Source organism: Geobacter sp. AOG1, assembly GCF_019972315.1.
Taxonomy (GTDB): domain Bacteria; phylum Desulfobacterota; class Desulfuromonadia; order Geobacterales; family Geobacteraceae; genus Geomobilimonas.
The window spans coordinates 104,932-124,085 of sequence record NZ_BLIZ01000001.1 but is presented as its reverse complement, the minus strand read 5'-3'; the positions used below and the strand labels follow the sequence as shown (position 1 = coordinate 124,085).

The window sequence follows — 19,154 nt, the reverse complement described above, 5'->3', positions numbered from 1 at the left end:
GTGGCACATGCAAGGATCAACGACAGGGGAGTGAAATGCCTCCAGCCTGGAAGCGACTGCGACAAGTGCAGGAGCGAAGAGATAGCCCCGCCAATCCCGCCGGACAGGATGGCCGCCAGGATTATCCCGACGGCGCGACGCCAGAGGAATGGATCTGAGATATGAACATATCCGTCCGTACCCTTATGTATCAGGGCAGTGCGGTGGAAGCCCTGCTGTGCCAGTTCCCGAAGTGCTTTTCGAGCTTCATCCTGTTGTGCGAAGTAACCAATGAGAATGCCAACGCCCACTATGTGTCCTTTACTCAGTTCGTAGTCTGAGCGTCCAGCATGTGAAGGATTTCACGAGACGGGAGGGCTCAGAAAGGAACTGTGCGGACTGTTCCCGAGGATGTGGCAATAAGGTGGATGGAGATGACCGGAAAACAGAGGGGATTCGAAATGACTGAGAGAAATGATTTCGGAGGGTAGGCCAATTAAAGATAATACGCTGTACTCACGTTAATAGATAGGGATATTTGATGATGTCCCCGTTTCATGGACAATCAGCTACGTGTCTCAAATCCCGACAGTTCCTCCCCGGTCTTCGTCGGGTTTGCGCTCAAGTTCTGCAATGACCTGGGCACCCAGCAGCAGGATTACTGCTACAACCTCTATGCTGAGAAGGGCCACCACCGTTATGGCGATGGAACCGTAAATGACGTTTACCATGGATACGGCTGCGTAATACCAGATCAGCACCCGGCGGGTGATCTCCCATAAAACCGCTGCGGTTACCCCGCCGATGAGCGCGTGACGAAACCTGACCCGCACCACGGGCATCACCAGATAGATGGAGGTGAGCATCAGCACCTCGCCGACTATCCCCAGGATATACAGTGCCATCCCGGTAGCGCCTTCAAGGTTCAAACTCCAGCCGAGAATCGTCAAATGCCTGCTTTCCAGTATCTCGATTGCACCCACAACAAACGACACCAGCACGATACCGAGCCCCATCACAAAGATGTACAGATAGGGAATAATTGCGGAAGCGAGGAAGTTGCGGCGTTGAATCCTGACCCTCTGGGAAAAGATCACCGCCATGGCATTTTCGAGCATGGAAAAGGCAATGGAACTGAAGAACAGCATGCCGAGGAAGCCGATGATACCGACCACCTTACGCTGTTCGAGGAATGCACGCACCTGCTCTGTCAACGTTGACGCGTAGCCGGGGATCACCATTTCCAGGTACGTCGACAGGGTGTTAATCAACTGCTGCTCTTCGATAAAATTTGTCAGCACAATGAGGGCAAGGATTGACAGCGGCACAACTGACAAGAGGGTATAATAGGCGACAGCGCCGGACAGCAGGAGCCCCTGATTGCGTCTGAACCCGCGCAACACCCGCAGCAGGAAGCTGAAGAAACGACCCATGACCTGTCCACTCATCGTTGCCACAGGATATGGTTGGCTTCCAGGGGAACCGCAATGCCTGAGCGGTGCGGTATCACACGCGCCGTATAGTCCGTGGCTGGTCGTGCCGCCTGTACCTGCGCGACATAGATGTAGCCGTTTTCCGCACCCACTAGTTTTGGACCGAGTGTCATCTCCTTGTGCACAGGATCGCCGCCGTTGACTCCTTCAGCATATAACTCGACCCGTACCGCATCCGTGTCGAAGCCGTTAAGATAGATCTGAACCTCGAATATATGCTGATCCCCCTTCTTCGCAATCGTCGCTTCGCCGAAGCGCAGATTCCCCCACCCCCGTTCCAGGGCGAGCTGCCAGTTCACCATCTTTGCACCCGCTGCTCCCTTATCTGCGGCGCGCTCGCGGTAGGCAGCAGCGGCAGATATATAGTAGTGCTCGGTGTACTGGCGCACCGTGCGATTACTGGAAAAGTGAGTCGTAAGTCGCGCCATGCTCTCGCGTATGCGTGCCACCCAGTCAACAGGAATGCCGTTCCGGTCGCGGCTGTAAAACCCGGGGATTACCTCCCGTTCAAGGAGCGCGTAGAGCGCCTCGGCTTCGACAGCATCCCAGGTCGGGTCGCTATCGTGCTCCTTTCCGTCACCCAGCGCCCACCCCACTTCAGGCGTGTAGGCTTCAGCCCACCAACCATCCAGCTCCGACAGATTGAGCCCGCCATTGACGAGCACCTTCATGCCGCTTGTGCCGCACGCCTCCCAGGGTCGTCGTGGCGTGTTGATCCAGACATCCACTCCTTGCACAAGACGTTCGGTCATCAGCATGTCGTAGTCGCTCAGGAAGACCACGTGCTTGCATGCTTCGGGGCTCTTGATAAAACGCACCCATTCCTGGATCATGGCCTGTCCTGCCTGGTCGGCCGGATGGGCTTTGCCGGCAATGATGAGCTGAACCGGGCGCTTCGGATCGGTGAGGATGCGAAGGAGCCTCTCAGGGTTGTGCAACAGCAGGTTCGGTCTCTTGTAGGTTGCAAAACGGCGCGCGAACCCCAGCGTCAATACGTTGGCATCAAAAATATGCCGCGCGCTCCCGATCTCCCCGGGTGCAGCGCCTGAGGCGGCCAGTTGCCTGGACAACCGTTCGCGGACGTAGCCAACGAGGGACTTGCGGGCGTCAGCGCGGAGCTGCCAGAGCTTGTCGTCAGGAGCACAGCGGATCTTCCCCTCCAGGATTTCCGTCATTCCCAGCCAGCGCTCCTTGCCACAGTACTCAGTCCAGAGGGCGTCGGCCTCTGCCGAATCCCAGGTCGGCATATGGACGCCGTTGGTCACATGCCCCACTGGCACCTCAATCTCCGGCCAGTGCGGGAAGAGAGGCTGAAAGATGCCCCGGCTCACTTCCCCATGCAGACGGCTCACCCCGTTGGCCGCTCCGCTCCCACGTACGGCCAGGTACGCCATATTGAAATCTTCCGTGGGGTCGTCTGGATTTAGGCGGCCGAGTGCCAACAAATCGCGGAGCGGGATGCCGAGCCTGTTCCTGGCATAATTGCCGATGTATTGCTCAATGAGGTGAGGGTCGAAACGGTCAAACCCGGCAGCTACCGGCGTATGGGTGGTGAAGAGGTTACCCGCCTTTGTAACGGCCAGCGCAACTTCGAAAGGTTGCCCTGTCTCTTCCATAAAGCTTCGCGTCCGTTCCAGTACCGCAAAGGCTGCATGCCCTTCATTCAGGTGGCAGACGTCCGGCTTTATGCCGAGCGCTTCGAGCAGTCGCCAGCCGCCGATCCCGAGAACTATTTCCTGCCTCAGACGCTGCTCTGGTCCGCCACTGTAGAGCTCACTGGTAACACCCCGATAGGCCGGGAAATTCGCCGCATCATTGCTGTCCAGGAGGTACAGCTTCACTCTCCCCACCTGGACCTGCCAGGCACGCACCCAGAGCGAGTAGCCGGGCAACACGACCTCCAGTCGCAACCACTCTCCATTCGGTTCACGTACCGGCATGACTGGCAATTGCCCGGGATCGTTGTACGGGAAGAGGGACTGCTGCGCGCCATACCTATCTATTACCTGACGGAAATAACCTTGCTGGTAAAGGAGCCCCACGCCGACCACCGGCACGCCCAGATCGCTTGCCGCTTTGAGCTGGTCGCCGGCCACATTGCCAAGTCCTCCTGAGTAAATGGGTAGCGCTTCACTCAACATGAACTCCATGCTGAAATAGGCGACAGAGGTCAAGGTATTCTGGGGATGCCTCTGCTGAAACCAGGCTGGCCCCTCTGCCTCATGACGCTTGGTTTCCACCAGGTCATCAACCTTCCTGCGGAAGACGGGATCGTCCAACACTTGCTGGAGGCGGTCCCGCGAAACGGTTTGCAGAACGACCCAGGGATTGTGCGTGAGGTCCCAGAGATCTGGATCGAGCTGCGCCCACACTTCGTCGGCCGCGTGATTCCACGACCAGCGCATATCCAGCGCCAGCTCTCCCAGCGCATCGAACCCCTCGACCTCAGTGGGGAAGAACGTGTATATGGGACTGCCGACTCTCTTGAGTTTGCTCATCTGTTCTCTCCTAACGCCGCTTCACTCAGCGGCAAAGCGACTGAAGAACCATCGCTTCATCCCTTCCACCGCCAGCAGGTAGGCGAGCAGCAGGGCGGTCAGGATCAGGAAAAAGGACGCCGGCGGTGCCACAAAACCGAGATGCACGCCGGCAGGGGTGAACGGCAGCAATGCGGCCACCGCTACCACCGTCAGCGAGCAGGCGATCAGCCAGGGATCGGGGCGGCTTTTGAAAGGATTCCTGCGGGTGCGGATGATGAAGATCACCAGCACCTGAGTAGCCATGGACTCGATGAACCAGCCGGTATGGAACAACGACTCCCCGGCATGGAAGAGTGCCAGCATAATATAGAAGGTAAGGAAATCGAAGGCAGAGCTGACCGGGCCGATAACCAGCATAAAGTTGCGGATAAATTTCATGTCCCAGTGTCGGGGATGGCTCAGATAATCGTCATCCACCCGATCCAACGGAATGGGAAGTTCCGATACGTCGTAGAGAAGGTTGTTGAGTAGTATCTGCACCGGCAGCATGGGAAGGAAGGGGAGGAAGAGCGAGGCTCCGGCCATACTGAACATATTACCGAAATTGGAGCTGGTTCCCATCATGATGTATTTCATAATATTGCCGAAAGTGCGCCGTCCTTCCAGGACACCGGCGTGGAGAACCCCCAGGTCCTGCTCCAGCAGGATCATATCCGCAGCAGCCTTCGCCACGTCCACGGCGCTGTCCACCGAAATCCCCACATCGGCCGAATGAAGCGACGGGGCGTCATTGATGCCGTCGCCCATATACCCTACTACATGACCGTGTCGTTTTAGGGCGAGGATGATCCGGTTTTTCTGGGCTGGCGCCACGCGGCAAAAGAGGTTCACCTGCTCCACCCGTGCGGCAAGAGCGGAATCATCCATCTGCTGGATTTCCGCACCGGTCAGCACCCCGGTGACTGGCAGACCGAGTTTTGCAAAAATATGCTGGGTCACCAGTTCGTTGTCGCCGGTTATGATCTTGACATCGACCCGGTCGGCGGCAAGTCCGGCCAGTGCCGCCTTGGCGCTGACTTTGGGGGGATCTAGGAAGGCGGCAAAGCCCGCAAAGACCAGCTCCGACTCATCGCTGACCACCGCATGGGGATGGTCCGGGCCCACCGATCGTGAAGCGATCCCCAGCACCCGGAACCCCTCCCTGCTCAATGCCTCGAATTGCCCGTTAATCATCTTGAGAGCGGCAGCATCCAGCGGAAGCGTGACCTCTGCGCCATTCGCCTCGTAGCTGACTGACAACCGCAGGATATCTTCAGGCGCGCCTTTGACTACCAGCAGCCTGCTTGTGCCGTTGTCTAGGAGCACCGAAATCCGGCGGCGCTCAAAATCGAACGGCACCTCATCGATTTTTTCCCAAATTTTAGCGTCGATTTCCGTGTGTTCCAGAATGGCATCATCCAGGGTGCTCTTCAGTCCGGTCTCAAAAAAACTGTTGTAATAGGCCAGTTCCAGGACCCTGCGGCTTTCATTCCCCATGGGGTCCTGGTGGCGTTCCAGATGAATGCGAGCTTCGGTCAGGGTGCCGGTCTTGTCGGTGCAGAATACATCCATGCTCCCCAGGTTGTGGATCGAGGCGAGCCGTTTCACGATTACCTTGTTGGCCGCCATCCGGAGAGCACCCCGTGACAGGGTCACGGAAACCACCATGGGAAGCAGTTCCGGGGTCAACCCGACGGCCAGGGCCACGGCAAACAAGAACGATTCGAGCCAGGGACGATGAAAGAAGGCGTTGACCAGCAGCACGAACAGGACGAGGAGGACCGTCATCCGCATGATGAGCAGCCCGAATCGGTGGGTCCCTTCTTCAAAGGCGGTAGGCGGGGCCTTGACTAAAAGGGTGTCGGCAATCCCGCCCAGTTCCGTACCCTGCCCGGTGCGACATATCAGCACCCTGGCTGTGCCGCTGATTACCGAGGTTCCCAGGAGCACACTGTTGTCGGCAGTGAGAACGTCTGTCACTTCAGGCAATTCGACCGGAGATTTTTCCACCGGAAAGGATTCTCCTGTCAGAAGGGCCTGGTTGACGAAAAAATCCTTTGTCTCCAGCACCCGACCATCACAGGGGACCAGGTCGCCGGCCGCTAAGAGCGCCACATCTCCGGGCACCATCTCTGCAAGCGGGGTCTCCATGAGCTTGCCGTCACGGAGTACCTGTCCACGCACCGCCACCGACTGGCGCAGACGGTCCGCTGCCTGCCCGGCCCGGTATTCCTGGACGAAATCGAGAGTCACGCTGATGAGGACGATGGTACCGATGATGAAGAAGCTGGTTGCGTCGCCGGTGAAGGCGGAGAGGCCGCTCGCGGCAAGGAGGATAATGACCAGAGGGTTCTTGAACTTGCTGAGAAATTGCAGGATAAGCGCCCGTTTCTGCTCTCCATGGATCAGGTTCGGACCGTACTTTGCCAGACGGATAGTTGCCTCAGAGCTGCTCAATCCATCCGGGCTTGCGCCCAGCTGTTCCAGGAGTGTAGAAACGGGGAGTTGCCAGAACGGTGATTCAGTACCAACTGCGGGTGTAGGCATGATGAATTCCCTTCAACGCATGGTAGGGAATGTCTACCTTTGAGAGCAAACAAAAAAGAAGGATTAACTATCATAGTACTATGCAATAAACAAAAGAGAAGGTGATATACGCTTTTGCTAAAATCCAAACACGTAATGTCCAACTTATAAAGGTTCTTGAAAAGAAAAAGCATCAAGTATGTAGGGTGACAACCTGCCAGCAGGGGAATTTTCTAGAGGGTCTTCCGATCCAGGAGCGGGCCGGAAATGTGGGAGCGGTAGTGCTGGATCATGATGGGGGTACAGAAGCACTGGTGCTGGGGATCGCCGACGTAGCCGCCGTGACAGGAATTCATGGCGGAGACGAGCATGAGCCGTGACGGGTAGGTGATGGACATGAGCGCCCGGGAGATGGTGACCCGGCGTCCTCCAGGGGCTGGCGCAAGACATCCAAGTATTGCCATTCCAGAGAGAACTCGACTGACGTTCTCCCTAATAACTGGTCCAGTTTTAGGGGGTGAGGTCACAAAGAGGAAAATTGCTTCGGATTTACCCTAAACCCAAAACGGGGACCCGAAGGACACAAACCGACTCATGCGGCCTGTAATGTTGATATAATTGCCGTTCAAATGGAGCAGGGGAAAGGAACAAGGCGGGCCTATTACCATAAAATCCGCTCGTTGCTGAAGGGTTCAAACAGGACACGTCCAATGCCGGGCTCGATTCCCGCATCAAAGATAGTTGCTGATGGATCGTCCCTTCCCCACCAGTTGCCTGCTGCCTTCACATCCTCGTCATTGAAATCGCCCATTTTTATGTTGTACGTGCTGTTTCGGAAGAGGTTGCTTCTGGTTATGTTCAGCCCCCCTCCCTTTTCCCGAACGAAAATACCGACTTCATTGTCCGTAAAATCAGATTCCGATATCTGCGCTATTCCCTGATATGACCTGATACCGATCCTGTTGCCTGTAAACAGGCACTTGCTGATGGTGAGAGGTCCGCTGCGAAACCTTATCCCCCCTTCGCTGTTTCTGAAGGTACAGGCTACGAGGTTCAGCCGGGTAAAATGGCTTTGTATGCCCCAGGTGGCATTCTCGATGATGCAATGCTCCATAACGCTGTCGCCGGCCTTTTCTATCCTGATCTCATCCCAACTGCCGGGAGTACCGTTTTTTGCCGAGGTGAAGACGATCTCCTCTCCCTTCCGGCCGACTGCCTTGAGCGTTCCCTTCACCAGCAGGCCGCTTCCCTTGGAAAACAGGATCTTGCTGCCCGGTCGGATTTCGAGCGTTTTTCCTTTTGGAACGGTAAAAGTTCTCTTGATCTGGACCGTGCCGCTCCAGACGCTAGTTTTGCTTTTGACAGGCGCACTGCTGGCAGCATGCGTGTAATCAGCCAGCATCAATGTCAGAATCAGGATAATTCCATGGCCAATAAGTCTCACGTTTCCTCCCTCAAACGAGGTTATCTTCGACATCATCCCTCGCAGTTTATCCTCCGTAACTGTGCAAACCTGAAAGAAGAAGATTCACCCCGAGATAGCAAAAAATGGTAGCGGCAAAGCCGACCATCGAAAGCCACGCCGCACGCCGGCCAGCCCAACCGCGGGTTATCCGGGCATGGAGGGTTGTCTCAGGAATATCAACCATACTATCAAGGGACAGCCGGAGAACTTACATATCGTTTCGGACATTCGATAGCGCACGAATCACACCCCCCAGGGCAGGGTTCGATATGCACCAGAATATGACAGTGGGGCAGGCATTTCTCAATATCTGCCGTGATCTGATGGGCAAGCGTATGCCCTTCTTCCACGGTCATTTGTTTCGGCACCACCAGATGCATGTCGATGTGCCTGACATGACCTGACTTGCGGGTACGCAGCTTGTGGTACTCGATGAACCGGCTTCTGTAAAGATCCATCACGTCATGAATCAACGATTCCTCGTCATCGGGAAGCTTGACGTCCAGAACATGGAAAAATGCCGCTTTGGTGAGGTCCCAGGCGGCTTTTATGATCATGAGCGCCACGACGATGGCGATGACAGGGTCGAGCATTGCGATGCCGGTGAGCTTGATGGCCACGAGACCTCCAAGCACGCCGACAGAGGTGTACACATCGGTTCTCAGGTGCAGTGCATCGGCTTCCAGTGCCACCGAATCGGTCTTGATCGCCACGTTCAGCAGATGCCGGGAGACAAGGTAGTTTGCCATGGCAGAAACGCCCATCACTGCTGCCCCTAACCCCAGGCTCTCGATCTCCACCGCTCCTGCTCGTAGCTTATGTGCCGCTTCCCAGATGATATAGAAGGCCGCACCAAAGATGAGCACTGCCTCTATGGTCCCGGCCACATTCTCGATCTTGCCGTGACCGAAGCGGTGCTCGTCATCGGCAGGCTTGCCCGACTCCCTGATCGAAAACCAGGCAATTATCGCTGCTATAAGGTCGAGCCCGGAATGGACGGCTTCGGAGATGACGCTGACTGACTGCATCATGATGCCGACTGCCAGCTTAAGGGCAATCAGTATCGTATTCGAAGCTATTGACAGGGTTGCGGCCCTGCTTTTGGCCGCCTGGACTTCAGGTGATTGGATCATTGCGTTACTCCTGCTGCCGTCATAATCACGTTGAACGTGTCAGTTGCCCCCACTGCGCTGATGAGTACAATCGATACAATCTGTTCTATGATGCGTATTCTCCGGTGCCATGGGTGCTCATAACGTTACGGGAGGGGTCGCCCACTCCCGTAGTAGATTCCGATTGCAAAAACATCCGTTAATCGAACAACTCCGACAGCCAGTTCTTTTTCCTGTATTGACCGTTATGGCCGTAGCCATGATCGTCATGATGTTTCTTTTCGTAATGTGGCTGATGGTAGCCAGGCTGCTGGACTTGCGGCTCCGGCTGCGTGTAGGTGGGTGTCTGGACGCCTGACCGCTCGATGATTTTATCGAGCTCTCCCCGGTCGAGCCATACTCCACGGCATTCGGGGCAATAATCGATTTCTACTCCCTGGCGATCGGCCATTTTAAGGTCTACTCCTGTGCATACGGGGCATTTCATATTTTTTCTCCTTATGGTCTGATGGGGTGTTATTCCTACGGTTATTGTGGGATTTGTCCGCTCCTGCCCCGTGGACAAGACAACGTCGGTGGCAAATATGCTGACGATTGACAGACCGGGCAGAACTATAATGACAGTCTCGATGTCAAGAATCGTGCTGCCGACGACTGCCACGATCAGTCACGTCGGTTGCCTGAGCGACCGACCATACGTCTTAATTCAGCAGGGACTTCCGGGTACTGATACAACCTATGAGGTTACATCAACGTTGGATTTGTTTCAGGAAAGGTTCTGCGGAGGGACAACAATCCTGTCCATAAGCCGTGGCAGTGCAAGATGGGGTTCATATGGCGGTTGCTTGGCTGCCAAGTCGGCAGAGGGGATTTCTGGGAATGGGGGTAGAGGAACGTGCCCGGCGCAGCAGCAGGTCGTTTCGCAGTAGTCTGAATCGTGGTCGAGCATACTATCACTGGAAGCATCAGGTGCAATAGTACTAAGGTGTGAATTAGATGAAAGCGTCTCACACGGGTGCGCGAAGCAGATTGCAGGTAGCAAGAGATAGGAGATTATGAGAATTACGGATATGATTTTCATAGTGTGGCTCGCGACCACGTTCTTAGCATAGACGCCCAGGAGTGTCAATTTCTATAAGGATGCATTATGGAATAATGGGGACAGAAATGATAGATCACATGGTCTTCCTGTCCAGGCTCCGGTACTGGATCGCCTCGGAGATGTGGTTCTCCCGGATGCCGTCGCTCCCCGCCAGGTTGGTGATGGTGCGTGCGACCTTGAGGATGCGGGTGTAGGAGCGGGCGGATAGGCCGAGAAGGTCAGTGACCAGCTCCAGCATCCGATGGCCTTATTTGTATAGTTGCAAATTACACTTCAGAAACAAATAAGCCATGAAAAAGGGCTTGGCAATTGCCAAGCCCTTTACGGCAGTCATTGTTTCTTTTACCAGTTCCCAACCACCGGGACCGCGTTCGGCACGCCGATGCCGAAGACGCCATAGGTGTCGGTTGGCTCACCGTCCCAGGCCCAATTGTTGTTCTTGTCCAGGTACCAGTTCCCATCGCTGTACACGCCGATCTTGGCGATGCCATCGCCGTTCCAGTCTCCGGTCACCGGGACCACGTTCGGCAGGCCGTTGCCGAATACGCCATGCGTGTCCGTAGGCTCGCCGTCCCAGGCCCAGTTTCTGTTCTTGTCCAGATACCAGTGTCCTTCACTGTACACGCCGATCTCGGTTATGCCATCGCCGTTCCAGTCCCCTACGACGGGCTTGGCATTGGGAAGGCCGAGGCCGAACACACCCCGCACATCTATCACTTCGCCATCCCAGGCCCAGTTCCGGTTTACGTCCAGGTACCAGATGCCGTCAGCATAAATACCGATCTTGGTCTTTCCGTCACCGGTCCAGTCTCCGACCACGGGGATTGCATTAGGAATTCCTGTGCCGAACACCCCCCGGACGTCGATCCCTTCGCCGTCCCATTGACCGTTGCCGTTCATGTCGAGATACCAGATGCCGTTAATGAACACACCAATCTTGATCTTGCCGTCACCGTTCCAGTCCCCGACCACCGGGATTGCTCCGGGAATGTTCAGTCCGAATATGCTGAGAGTGTCCGTGGGGGGACCATCCCAGGCCCAGTTGCGGTTTGTATCGAGGTACCAGTAGCCATTGCTGAAGATGCCGATCTTGGCGGCAACTGCAGAGACGAGAGGCGAAGTGGCATCAAGGTTTATCAGCGCCGGGTGGGGTGTGATTTTCACCGCGACCCCCAGCTGGCCGTTGCCGTTATCCCCGCAGGCCCAGACCGTGCCGTCGATTTTCAGCGCAACGGTGTGCATACCACCCGCGGCGATGGCGGTTATGCCGGAGAGGCCGCTCACCTGCACTGGCGTCGTGTGGGTGGTAGTGGTGCCATCCCCCAGCTGGCCGGAACTGCTACTCCCCCAAACCCAGACCGTGCCGTCGTTTTTCAGCGCCACGGTGTGGTACATACCTGCGGCGATGGCGGTTATGCCGGAGAGGCCGCTCACCTGCACCGGCGTAAGGCGGTTGGTAGTGGTGCCATCCCCCAGTTGGCCGGCACTGTTATCACCCCAGCCCCAGACAGTGCCGTCGTTTTTCAGCGCCACGGTGTGGGATCCACCCGAGGCGATGGCGGTTATGCCGGAGAGGATGCTCGCCTGCACAGGCGTCGTGCGGGTGCTGGAGGTGCCATCCCCCAGCTGGCCTTTGCCGTTATACCCCCAAGCCCAGACCGTGCCGTCGTTTTTCAGCGCCGCGGTGTACGAAAAACCTGCGGCAATGGCGGTTACGCCGGAAAGGCCGCTCACCTGCACCGGAGTCCAGCGGTCGGTAGTGGTGCCATCCCCCAGCTGGCCGGAGACGTTATACCCCCAAGCCCAGACCGTGCCGTCGTTTTTCAGCGCCACGGTGTGGGATCCATCTATGAATCCACCTGCAGCGATTGCGGTTATGCCGGAAAGGCCGCTCACCTGCACCGGAGTCCAGCGGTCGGTAGTGGTGCCATCCCCCAGCTGACCGTTGCTGTTCCAGCCCCAGGCCCAGACCGTGCCGTCGTTTTTCACGGCCACTGTGTGATACAGACCTGCGGCGATGGCGGTTATGCCGGAGAGGCCGCTCACCTGCACTGGCGTCGTGCGTATGTAGGTAGTGGTGCCATCCCCCAGCTGGCCGGAGCTGCTACTCCCCCAGGCCCAGACCGTGCCGTCGTTTTTCAGCGCCACGGTGTGGTACATACCCGCGGTGATGGCGGTTATGCCGGAGAGGCCGCTCACCTGTACCGGCGTCCAGCGGGCGGTAATAGTGCCATCCCCCAGCTGGCCGTTAATGTTACCCCCCCAGGCCCAGACCGTGCCGTCGTTTTTCACGGCCACTGTGTGATACAGACCTGCGGCGATGGCGGTTATGCCGGAGAGGCCGCTCACCTGCACCGGCGTCCAGCGGGCGGTAGTGGTGCCATCCCCCAGTTGGCCGCTGCTGTTCAACCCCCAGGCCCAGACCGTGCCGTCGTTTTTCAGCGCCACGGTGTGGTAATTACCCGCGGTGATGGCGGTTATGCCGGCGAGGCTGCTCACCTGCACCGGCGTCAGGCGGTCGGTAGTGGTGCCATCCCCCAGCTGGCCATCGCTGTTCCAGCCCCAGGCCCAGACCGTGCCGTCGTTTTTCAGCGCCACGGTGTGGGACCAACCCGCGGCGATGGCGGTTATGCCGGAGAGTCCGCTCACCTGCACCGGCATCCAGCGGGCGGTAATGGTGCCATCCCCCAGCCGGCCGTACATGTTATACCCCCATGTCCAGACCGTGCCGTCGTTTTTCAGTGCCACGGTGTGGGACATACCCGCGGCGATGGCGGTTATGCCGGAGAGGCCGCTCACCTGCACCGGCATCCAGCGGGCGGTAATGGTGCCATCCCCCAGTTGGCCATCGCTGTTCCAGCCCCAGGCCCAGACAGTGCCGTCGTTTTTCAGCGCCACGGTGTGCATATCACCCGCGGCGATTGCGGTTATGCCGGAGAGGCCGCTCACCTGCACCGGTGTCAGGCGGTTGGTAGTGGTGCCATCCCCCAGCTGGCCGTAGCGGTTATACCCCCAGGCCCAGACCGTGCCGTCGTTTTTCAGCGCCACGGTGTGGTACCAACCCGCGGCGATGGCGGTTATGCCGGAGAGGCCGCTCACCTGCACCGGCGTCCAGCGGTCGGTAGTGGTGCCATCCCCCAACTGACCGTTGTTGTTATACCCCCAGGTCCAAACCGTGCCGTCGTTTTTCAGCGCCACGGTGTGCACACCACCCGCGGCGATCTGGGGAGTGACAGCGGCCTGTGCCGGGTTCGACAGCGCGAAGCCAAGAACCAGTAAGACGAAGCAAATCAGGGTGTAGACAACTTTCATCCTGGGTAACCTCCTTTTAAGCAGCAATAGAGAATGTATCGTAAGGTAGTGATGTCGCTGTTCCAGGCGTTATGAACGAAAACGCCCGTCTCCCTCTCGCCAGTAAGAAAAAAGCCCTCCGTCAAAACGGTGGGCTTTCATTCACTTCTCCCAGCCATTTCGACAGCCCCGCTATCCAGCAATAACTGGATGGTAGCTTTGTGTCCCACGGTTACCCGTGGTTTACCCTTTCGATGGCAATACCAGAAAACAATTTGTAAATTATGCAAATTTCATTCCTATTTTATTAACTGTCGGGAATACCTGTTCCCCTGCGACTACTCTTGATTTTATAGATAATTCATTAGCATTATTAAATAGATAATGAATTGTCATATGGCAATTTACCGGCCATTGCACGGTTGATTCCCGCGGAGCAACGCTTCCCCCCCCTCTCACGTCTTCCGATCCAAACTCCGGTACTGTATCGCCTCGGAGATGTGGTTCTCCCGGATGCCGTCACTCCCCGCCAGGTCGGCGATGGTCCGGGCTACCTTGAGGATGCGGGTGTAGGAGCGGGCGGAGAGGCCGAGACGGTCGGTGACCAGCTCCAGCATACGATGGCCTAGTTTAGCGCGTCCTGGCTGCCTGGTCCCGCTTGTATTCCAGCTTGTAAATCATGTCTTTTACCGCCTGGGCATCGCCTGCCGCAGCCGCGAGCCGCAGGTACTCACGCAGGTTCTGAATCGCATCGCCGTAGGCTCCCGCCTTGTCCTGGACGAGCCCCAGGTTGTAGTAGATCTCAGCTGTGTCGGGGGCGACCCTGCGGGCGATTTCGTACTCCTGGATAGCGTTCTGATAATCCGCCGGAGTCTGGGCGGTCTCCACGGCTGCCTGCGCCCTGAGCATCTGACGACGGAGCACTTCCGGCCGGATGAGGGCCGTTATCTCCGGCAGGTTGACCTTCGGGTGGTAGGTGTTGCCGCCGCGGGAGAGGATTACAGCAGCGGCGTCCGGCTGGGCGCCCCGGTCGAGCAACTCCTTGACGGTGGTGGTGTCGGTGTAGGCGATGGCGTACATCAGCGCTGAGAAGCCGGAAGGATTCGTGGCGTTGACGTTGGCTCCCCGGTCGAGCATCAGCTTGACCATAGGCCGATCGTTCTTCATCAGCGATATGAAAAACGGGCTGATGCCGCTGTCATTGGCGAGGTTGGGGTCGGCCTTGTTGTCCAGCAACAGGTTCGCCATGGCCAGGTCTTTTTTGTAGACGGCATAGTTCAACAGGGGCGAGTTGTAGCGGTAACGGGAGTTCACATCAGCCTTCTGCGCGACGAGGGTAGCGATCTTGTCCCGGTCGCCCATAAGGACGGCGACGAGCAGGTCGTCCTTGACCTCGCCGGTATAGGACATCTTCACGCCTGCCATAGCGAATGCCTTGAGCGTCTCCGTCTGGTTTTCCATTGCGGCATGCATCATGGCGGTCCAGCCATCGCGGTCCAAATCATTGGCATCGGCCCCTTTTCCGAGGAGCTGCGCCACGACATCGGGCCAGTTGGCGTCAACGGCGGACGTGAGCAGATGACGGTCTTCCTCGATCTCACTATTGGGATCGATACCGGCTGCGATGAGTTCAAGCACCTTTCCCTTGTCTCCCGCGATCGCGGCGATTACGACGTCCCTGTCCGCTTTTCCCGTATAGGGTACTGTCGCACCAGCCTTACGGAACACGCCGAGAACGTCCAGTTTCTTGTTGTCGGTGGCATAGTAGACCGCGGTCCTGTTGTCCTTGTCTTTCGCTGTCAGACTCGCGCCGGCGGCGATAAGGAGTCGGGCCATCTCGGCGTTGCCGTACTCGCCGCATATCATGAGCGGCGTGGTCCCGTAAACAGGATTGACGTGGTTCACATTGGCACCGCGCCCAATCAGGAACCGTACTAATTGGGTATGGCCTCGCCAGATGGCAGTCTCAAGCGGTATCACTCCGTCATCTCTCTGCGGGTTGATCGGCGCACCGTTATCCAAGAGAAATCGGGCCACTGGCACCTCGCCCCTGTATGCCGCATCGTCTAACTCCGAGTAGCCGTAGATGCGCTGGGCGTTCACGTCGACACCCTGCGCCACCATGGACTGCAGCCTCGCAAGATTGCTGTTTGAGACCGTATTGTTGACGGCGCAGCTTGTAAGGGAACCGCAGCCGGTCGCGGCAAAAAGGATAACGAGCAAAGCTTTCCTGACGCGCATATTAGACTCCTTATTTGGGTTGTTCGAGCATGTTGTGGATACCGTCGAGCCTGAGCACGCCGAGGCTCTCGGTCATAAAGAGATAGAGCGCGTCGCCCCGAACCGCAACCTGGGTCCAGTTGGATTTGACGAACTCAAGGCCGTTAACCGCCCCGATTCCGCGGGCAGTGGCGTAAAACGGGCCGGCGCCAGTGCCACAGGCAAGGCCGGTAATGTTGTCCAGGGGATGGGCAAAGATGACCGCTGCCTTGTTATCCTCCGGGCGCAGGCGGTAGACCGTCCGTCCGGCCGCGATATACAGCGTCTGGCCGTCGACGCAGACATCGGCAATCTTGTCAGCGGCAACAAACAGCTTCCGCCAGCCGGAAAACCCCTTCAAGAGCTCAAAGAGGGCGTAGCCCTTAATCTGTGGGTCGTAGCCGTAGGCAAAAATGATGTCCTTGCCGTCGGTTGCAAGCATACACTGCTGGGCTGGCAGGTTGACGACCGGCTGGAAGGGAACCAGCGGCACCTCCGGTGCCGCCGCCTTGTCTGCTGTGAGCGGCGGGATGATGCCGATGGCGGTCTCGCCGGCGAGAAATAGCGCGCCGTTATCCAGCCAGATGAAATCGTTGATCGGTCGGGCCAGGGAGAAGCTGTGGCCGGAGTCGAGGTCAGTGATGGTCTTTTTGCCGTGCAGCATCCAGGTTGCGGCATGACGGTCGAGGCGAAAGCGCTGGCCGGTGAGGCGGGCGGCGGCGACCTCGTCGGTGGCCAGCGGCGGGGCGACCCAGGCGGCCTGCACCTTGCCGTTTGCCGGAAGCACGAGCTCCAACTCGGCGGGGAGGATGAAGTTATCTGCGGCGCCAAGCGCAGCGGTCGCGGTGCTGACGAACAGGCAGAAGGTGATAAGTAGTCTCATTTGAACTCCCCGGCGCCGACTCGGTCCAGGGCTGCCTTGGTCCATTCGCCCTGGTCGGCGTACCAGCCATTCCATTTCTGCATCGAGAGCTCTCTGGGGTTCGGAACATACTCGCTGCCGCTACTGGCCTTGGCCGCCCAGTAGCGGACGAACCCCTGGCGGACGACGGCGCCCCCCGCGTTAACGCCAGCATCGACAACGGTCGTCCAACCCGGCGCCTTGGTCAGCGCGAAATCGCCCAGCGCCACTACCTTGCCGGCAGTGGTTTGGGGATAATCCGCCGCGGTTTTGCTGGCGGACAACAGCTCGTCATAGCCGTGGATGACGTTTTGCGCCTTGAGGTAGCCCTTGCCTTTCTCCTCGACAAGTGCGATGGACAGAGTCGTCGCACCGGCCTTTGCCCCGGCGGTTGCCAGGTCGAGGTAGAGGTCTGAGTAGCGCTCCTTCTCAATAAAAGCGCGACTGTCGATCATGGGGTGGTCGTTTTGCGGCCCGGGCGCGACCTGCGTCCGGATAAAGAGGCGCTCGCGCTCCTCTTGAGTCAGGCCAGATTTGCTGATTGCCTTGAGATAAGCATCCTTGCTCAAGAGCCCTTCGCCTGCCCCGACCTGCGGCTCGCGCAACAGCGCCACGCTCGGGTTGGCGGCCCCAGACTGGCCGAAAAATGCGTTGTGGACATCGCCTGCCGACGCTGCTGTCGCTGCCGGAGGAGCTGTGGGAAGGCTCTTCAGTGCCAGTCCGCCCGTCGTGACAACGTTTCTGTCCTCGACGTAGGTCGTGCCTGGCCCGCGCAGCCGGCCGGTCAGTTCCGACTTGGAGCGCAGGAATGCCTGGTGCCGCCGTTCGTCCTCGATACGCTGTAGTTCGGCACGCTGCCGTTCAGCCTCGATTTCCGCAGGAGTTGGTCCGGCAGGGGCCGGTGGTGGCGCGAAGAGCCCCTCGAGCAGACCGCCGACGATACCGCCGATGAGGGCCGAACGGACCATCGACGCCGTGCTGGGGACGCTGACCTGCGGCGCCTTCACGGCGGGCGCGCGGTTTGGCGTCTGTTGGTCATTGCTGCCGGAAGTTGTCGGGCTAACCCGCCCGATGCCGGTCGGCATGGGGACGTTGCCGCCGGACCCCACTTCTATGCAGCGTCCGTTGCCGTCAAAATCTACACAGACCGCAAAACAGGCGTTTGCGCTAAGAACGAGTGAGGTGACAACTGCGGAAGCAAAAAATAATTTCATGTCTACTCCAATCTTTGCGTACCGCAATTGCTCTTTTCTCTATGATGGCAGAGCCATCAGTTGCGGCCAGTTGCCTTGTCTCCCAGGACAGACCTGCAAAACTGATTCATTAAACACATAAACGAAAACTACGTCATAGTGCGTGACAACATGAGTCGTTTGACGAAGGCTGGATATAAATCCACTGACAGACATCCATGTGTGTAGCTTATGTTGCATGCATTGTTAACTTGTTGAAATTACGGTGCAATTTTGTTGCCAATTAATAATTGCTGAGAAATTGCGGGGTGGGGGTAAAAAACTACCAGTTCGACTGCGTCGAAAGCCAGCTTACGTATGCATTTATGGAACAATGGGGACAGAAATGATAGCTCACATAGTCTTCCGGTCCAAACTCCGGTACTGTATCGCCTTGGAGATGTGATTCTCCCGGATGCCGTCGCTTCCCGCCAGGTCGGCGATGGTCCGGGCCACTTTGAGGATGCGGGTGTAGGAGCGGGCGGAGAGGCCGAGCCGGTCGGTGGCGAGTTCCAGCATCCGGTGGCCGGCGGCGTCCGGCTCGCAGAACTTCCGGATGAAGCGGGGGGGCATGTGGGCGTTGCAGTGGACTTTCGTCCCCCGGAACCTTTCCCGCTGGATCTCCCGCGACTGTTCCACCCGTTCCCGGATCGCCGTGGAGCTTTCCCCCTCGCGCCGGTCGGCCAGTTCGCTGTATTTCACCGCCGGCACCTCAGCCAGACGATGATGGTAGCGACCATGAAGAACAGTTATGACTATGAACAGGTTGTTGGTTATCTGACGGTCACTGCCAATTCCACGATGTCAACTGATAAGGCTCGGGCTTTCTCCATGGCTGCCACCAAACGACTGCTTCCGCGTCTTTCTCGACGCCATCGACCTTCACCTTGAGCCTGAGCCGGTAATTCATCCCTGCAACGACTTGTTGTTCTGCCTCTACGATAGCTGTCAGCTCCAACTTCGCCGGCGGCTCTCCCTCTGGACGTTGCATAACTTTCTGCTGAATTTTGACCGCGAAGACTGCCGCATCTGTCACCTCTTTGTTGGTTACCGCTAAAGCGGTGTACCCGCCCACCATCGGGTGTTGCGCCAAACACCCGAGCAGACCGGATGTGGCAAACAAAACGCATGCCGCAATAAGTGTACGCCTCACTTCTCTATCCTTTTGCGAGGAGCCATGCTCGCTGTAGAAATGATCATTCTTGCCCGCCTTTCCCCCACTCGGGAAATCCTCTCTGAGCGGGGCCATCTCTGCTGATCTGATTTAGACATTGC

The 19,154-nt window shown here is 57.7% G+C and carries 16 protein-coding genes, 1 pseudogene and 1 riboswitch; of the genes and pseudogenes, 1 reads left to right on the top strand and 16 read right to left on the bottom strand.

The window, feature by feature from the left end; all coding sequences use genetic code 11:
- Window positions 1-35: 35 nt before the first annotated feature.
- Window positions 36-158, top strand: a complete 123-nt coding sequence (locus tag LDN04_RS16815) for a hypothetical protein (RefSeq protein WP_255573190.1) — start codon at window positions 36-38, stop codon at window positions 156-158.
- 399 nt (window positions 159-557) lie between these two features.
- Here LDN04_RS16815 and LDN04_RS00555 read toward each other — a convergent pair whose 3' ends face one another.
- The 16 genes and pseudogenes from LDN04_RS00555 to LDN04_RS00480 all read right to left on the bottom strand — a co-directional run bounded on the left by LDN04_RS00555 (window position 558) and on the right by LDN04_RS00480 (window position 19,128).
- Window positions 558-1,427, bottom strand: a complete 870-nt coding sequence (locus tag LDN04_RS00555; RefSeq protein ID WP_223913313.1) for a YihY/virulence factor BrkB family protein — start codon at window positions 1,425-1,427, stop codon at window positions 558-560.
- Window positions 1,424-3,970 (bottom strand): alpha-glucan family phosphorylase, encoded by a 2,547-nt coding sequence (glgP, locus tag LDN04_RS00550; RefSeq protein ID WP_223905288.1) that lies wholly within the window; start codon window positions 3,968-3,970, stop codon window positions 1,424-1,426. Before glgP ends, LDN04_RS00555 begins: the two co-directional genes overlap by 4 nt.
- 21 nt (window positions 3,971-3,991) lie before the next feature.
- Window positions 3,992-6,538 (bottom strand): magnesium-translocating P-type ATPase, encoded by a 2,547-nt coding sequence (gene mgtA / locus LDN04_RS00545; protein ID WP_223905286.1) that lies wholly within the window; start codon window positions 6,536-6,538, stop codon window positions 3,992-3,994.
- 212 nt (window positions 6,539-6,750) lie between these two features.
- A complete protein-coding gene (locus LDN04_RS00540) occupies window positions 6,751-6,981 on the bottom strand; it encodes an ATP-binding protein (protein WP_223905284.1) in 231 nt (76 codons plus the stop codon).
- A gap of 197 nt (window positions 6,982-7,178) precedes the next feature.
- Entirely contained in the window at window positions 7,179-7,961 is a 783-nt protein-coding gene (locus LDN04_RS00535) for a right-handed parallel beta-helix repeat-containing protein (RefSeq protein ID WP_223905282.1), read from the bottom strand.
- A 46-nt stretch (window positions 7,962-8,007) separates the two neighbouring features.
- A pseudogene (gene ccsA / locus LDN04_RS00530) lies at window positions 8,008-8,145 on the bottom strand (cytochrome c biogenesis protein CcsA); the annotation flags it as partial.
- Window positions 8,146-8,170: 25 nt separating this feature from the next.
- Window positions 8,171-9,115 (bottom strand): cation diffusion facilitator family transporter, encoded by a 945-nt coding sequence (locus LDN04_RS00525; protein ID WP_223905280.1) that lies wholly within the window; start codon window positions 9,113-9,115, stop codon window positions 8,171-8,173.
- A gap of 178 nt (window positions 9,116-9,293) precedes the next feature.
- Window positions 9,294-9,581 (bottom strand): zf-TFIIB domain-containing protein, encoded by a 288-nt coding sequence (locus LDN04_RS00520; protein ID WP_223905277.1) that lies wholly within the window; start codon window positions 9,579-9,581, stop codon window positions 9,294-9,296.
- A 688-nt stretch (window positions 9,582-10,269) separates the two neighbouring features.
- Complete coding sequence (locus LDN04_RS00515) at window positions 10,270-10,434, bottom strand: hypothetical protein (RefSeq protein ID WP_223905276.1); 165 nt, start codon at window positions 10,432-10,434, stop codon at window positions 10,270-10,272.
- Window positions 10,435-10,538: 104 nt separating this feature from the next.
- Entirely contained in the window at window positions 10,539-13,508 is a 2,970-nt protein-coding gene (locus tag LDN04_RS00510) for a hypothetical protein (protein WP_223905274.1), read from the bottom strand.
- 158 nt (window positions 13,509-13,666) lie between these two features.
- Window positions 13,667-13,745: riboswitch (cyclic di-GMP riboswitch) on the bottom strand.
- 197 nt (window positions 13,746-13,942) lie between these two features.
- Window positions 13,943-14,104 carry a hypothetical protein gene (locus tag LDN04_RS00505; RefSeq protein WP_223905272.1) on the bottom strand — a complete coding sequence of 54 codons (162 nt, stop codon included), beginning with the start codon at window positions 14,102-14,104 and terminating at the stop codon, window positions 13,943-13,945.
- A 13-nt stretch (window positions 14,105-14,117) separates the two neighbouring features.
- On the bottom strand, window positions 14,118-15,728 hold the full coding sequence (locus LDN04_RS00500) for an ankyrin repeat domain-containing protein (RefSeq protein ID WP_223905270.1): 1,611 nt from the start codon (window positions 15,726-15,728) through the stop codon (window positions 14,118-14,120).
- Between the two features lie 10 nt (window positions 15,729-15,738).
- Window positions 15,739-16,629 (bottom strand): hypothetical protein, encoded by an 891-nt coding sequence (locus tag LDN04_RS00495; protein ID WP_223905268.1) that lies wholly within the window; start codon window positions 16,627-16,629, stop codon window positions 15,739-15,741.
- Window positions 16,626-17,861: a hypothetical protein gene (locus LDN04_RS00490; RefSeq protein WP_223905266.1), complete on the bottom strand. Its 1,236-nt coding sequence runs from the start codon at window positions 17,859-17,861 to the stop codon at window positions 16,626-16,628. Before LDN04_RS00490 ends, LDN04_RS00495 begins: the two co-directional genes overlap by 4 nt.
- Window positions 17,862-18,233: 372 nt before the next feature.
- Window positions 18,234-18,581 (bottom strand): ATP-binding protein, encoded by a 348-nt coding sequence (locus tag LDN04_RS00485; protein ID WP_223905264.1) that lies wholly within the window; start codon window positions 18,579-18,581, stop codon window positions 18,234-18,236.
- A gap of 82 nt (window positions 18,582-18,663) precedes the next feature.
- Complete coding sequence (locus LDN04_RS00480; RefSeq protein WP_223905262.1) at window positions 18,664-19,128, bottom strand: cystatin domain-containing protein; 465 nt, start codon at window positions 19,126-19,128, stop codon at window positions 18,664-18,666.
- Between the last annotated feature and the right edge of the window lie 26 nt (window positions 19,129-19,154).

Excerpts from the sequence above, each read along its gene's own strand:
- LDN04_RS16815 (WP_255573190.1), top strand. The coding sequence starts at position 36 with ATGCCTCCAGCCTGGAAGCGACTGCGACAAGTGCAGGAGCGAAGAGAT.
- LDN04_RS00555 (WP_223913313.1), bottom strand. The coding sequence starts at position 1,427 with ATGAGTGGACAGGTCATGGGTCGTTTCTTCAGCTTCCTGCTGCGGGTG.
- glgP (WP_223905288.1), bottom strand. The coding sequence starts at position 3,970 with ATGAGCAAACTCAAGAGAGTCGGCAGTCCCATATACACGTTCTTCCCC.
- mgtA (WP_223905286.1), bottom strand. The coding sequence starts at position 6,538 with ATGCCTACACCCGCAGTTGGTACTGAATCACCGTTCTGGCAACTCCCC.
- LDN04_RS00540 (WP_223905284.1), bottom strand. The coding sequence starts at position 6,981 with ATGGCAATACTTGGATGTCTTGCGCCAGCCCCTGGAGGACGCCGGGTC.
- LDN04_RS00525 (WP_223905280.1), bottom strand. The coding sequence starts at position 9,115 with ATGATCCAATCACCTGAAGTCCAGGCGGCCAAAAGCAGGGCCGCAACC.
- LDN04_RS00520 (WP_223905277.1), bottom strand. The coding sequence starts at position 9,581 with ATGAAATGCCCCGTATGCACAGGAGTAGACCTTAAAATGGCCGATCGC.
- LDN04_RS00515 (WP_223905276.1), bottom strand. The coding sequence starts at position 10,434 with ATGCTGGAGCTGGTCACTGACCTTCTCGGCCTATCCGCCCGCTCCTAC.
- LDN04_RS00510 (WP_223905274.1), bottom strand. The coding sequence starts at position 13,508 with ATGAAAGTTGTCTACACCCTGATTTGCTTCGTCTTACTGGTTCTTGGC.
- LDN04_RS00505 (WP_223905272.1), bottom strand. The coding sequence starts at position 14,104 with ATGCTGGAGCTGGTCACCGACCGTCTCGGCCTCTCCGCCCGCTCCTAC.
- LDN04_RS00500 (WP_223905270.1), bottom strand. The coding sequence starts at position 15,728 with ATGCGCGTCAGGAAAGCTTTGCTCGTTATCCTTTTTGCCGCGACCGGC.
- LDN04_RS00495 (WP_223905268.1), bottom strand. The coding sequence starts at position 16,629 with ATGAGACTACTTATCACCTTCTGCCTGTTCGTCAGCACCGCGACCGCT.
- LDN04_RS00490 (WP_223905266.1), bottom strand. The coding sequence starts at position 17,861 with ATGAAATTATTTTTTGCTTCCGCAGTTGTCACCTCACTCGTTCTTAGC.
- LDN04_RS00480 (WP_223905262.1), bottom strand. The coding sequence starts at position 19,128 with ATGGCCCCGCTCAGAGAGGATTTCCCGAGTGGGGGAAAGGCGGGCAAG.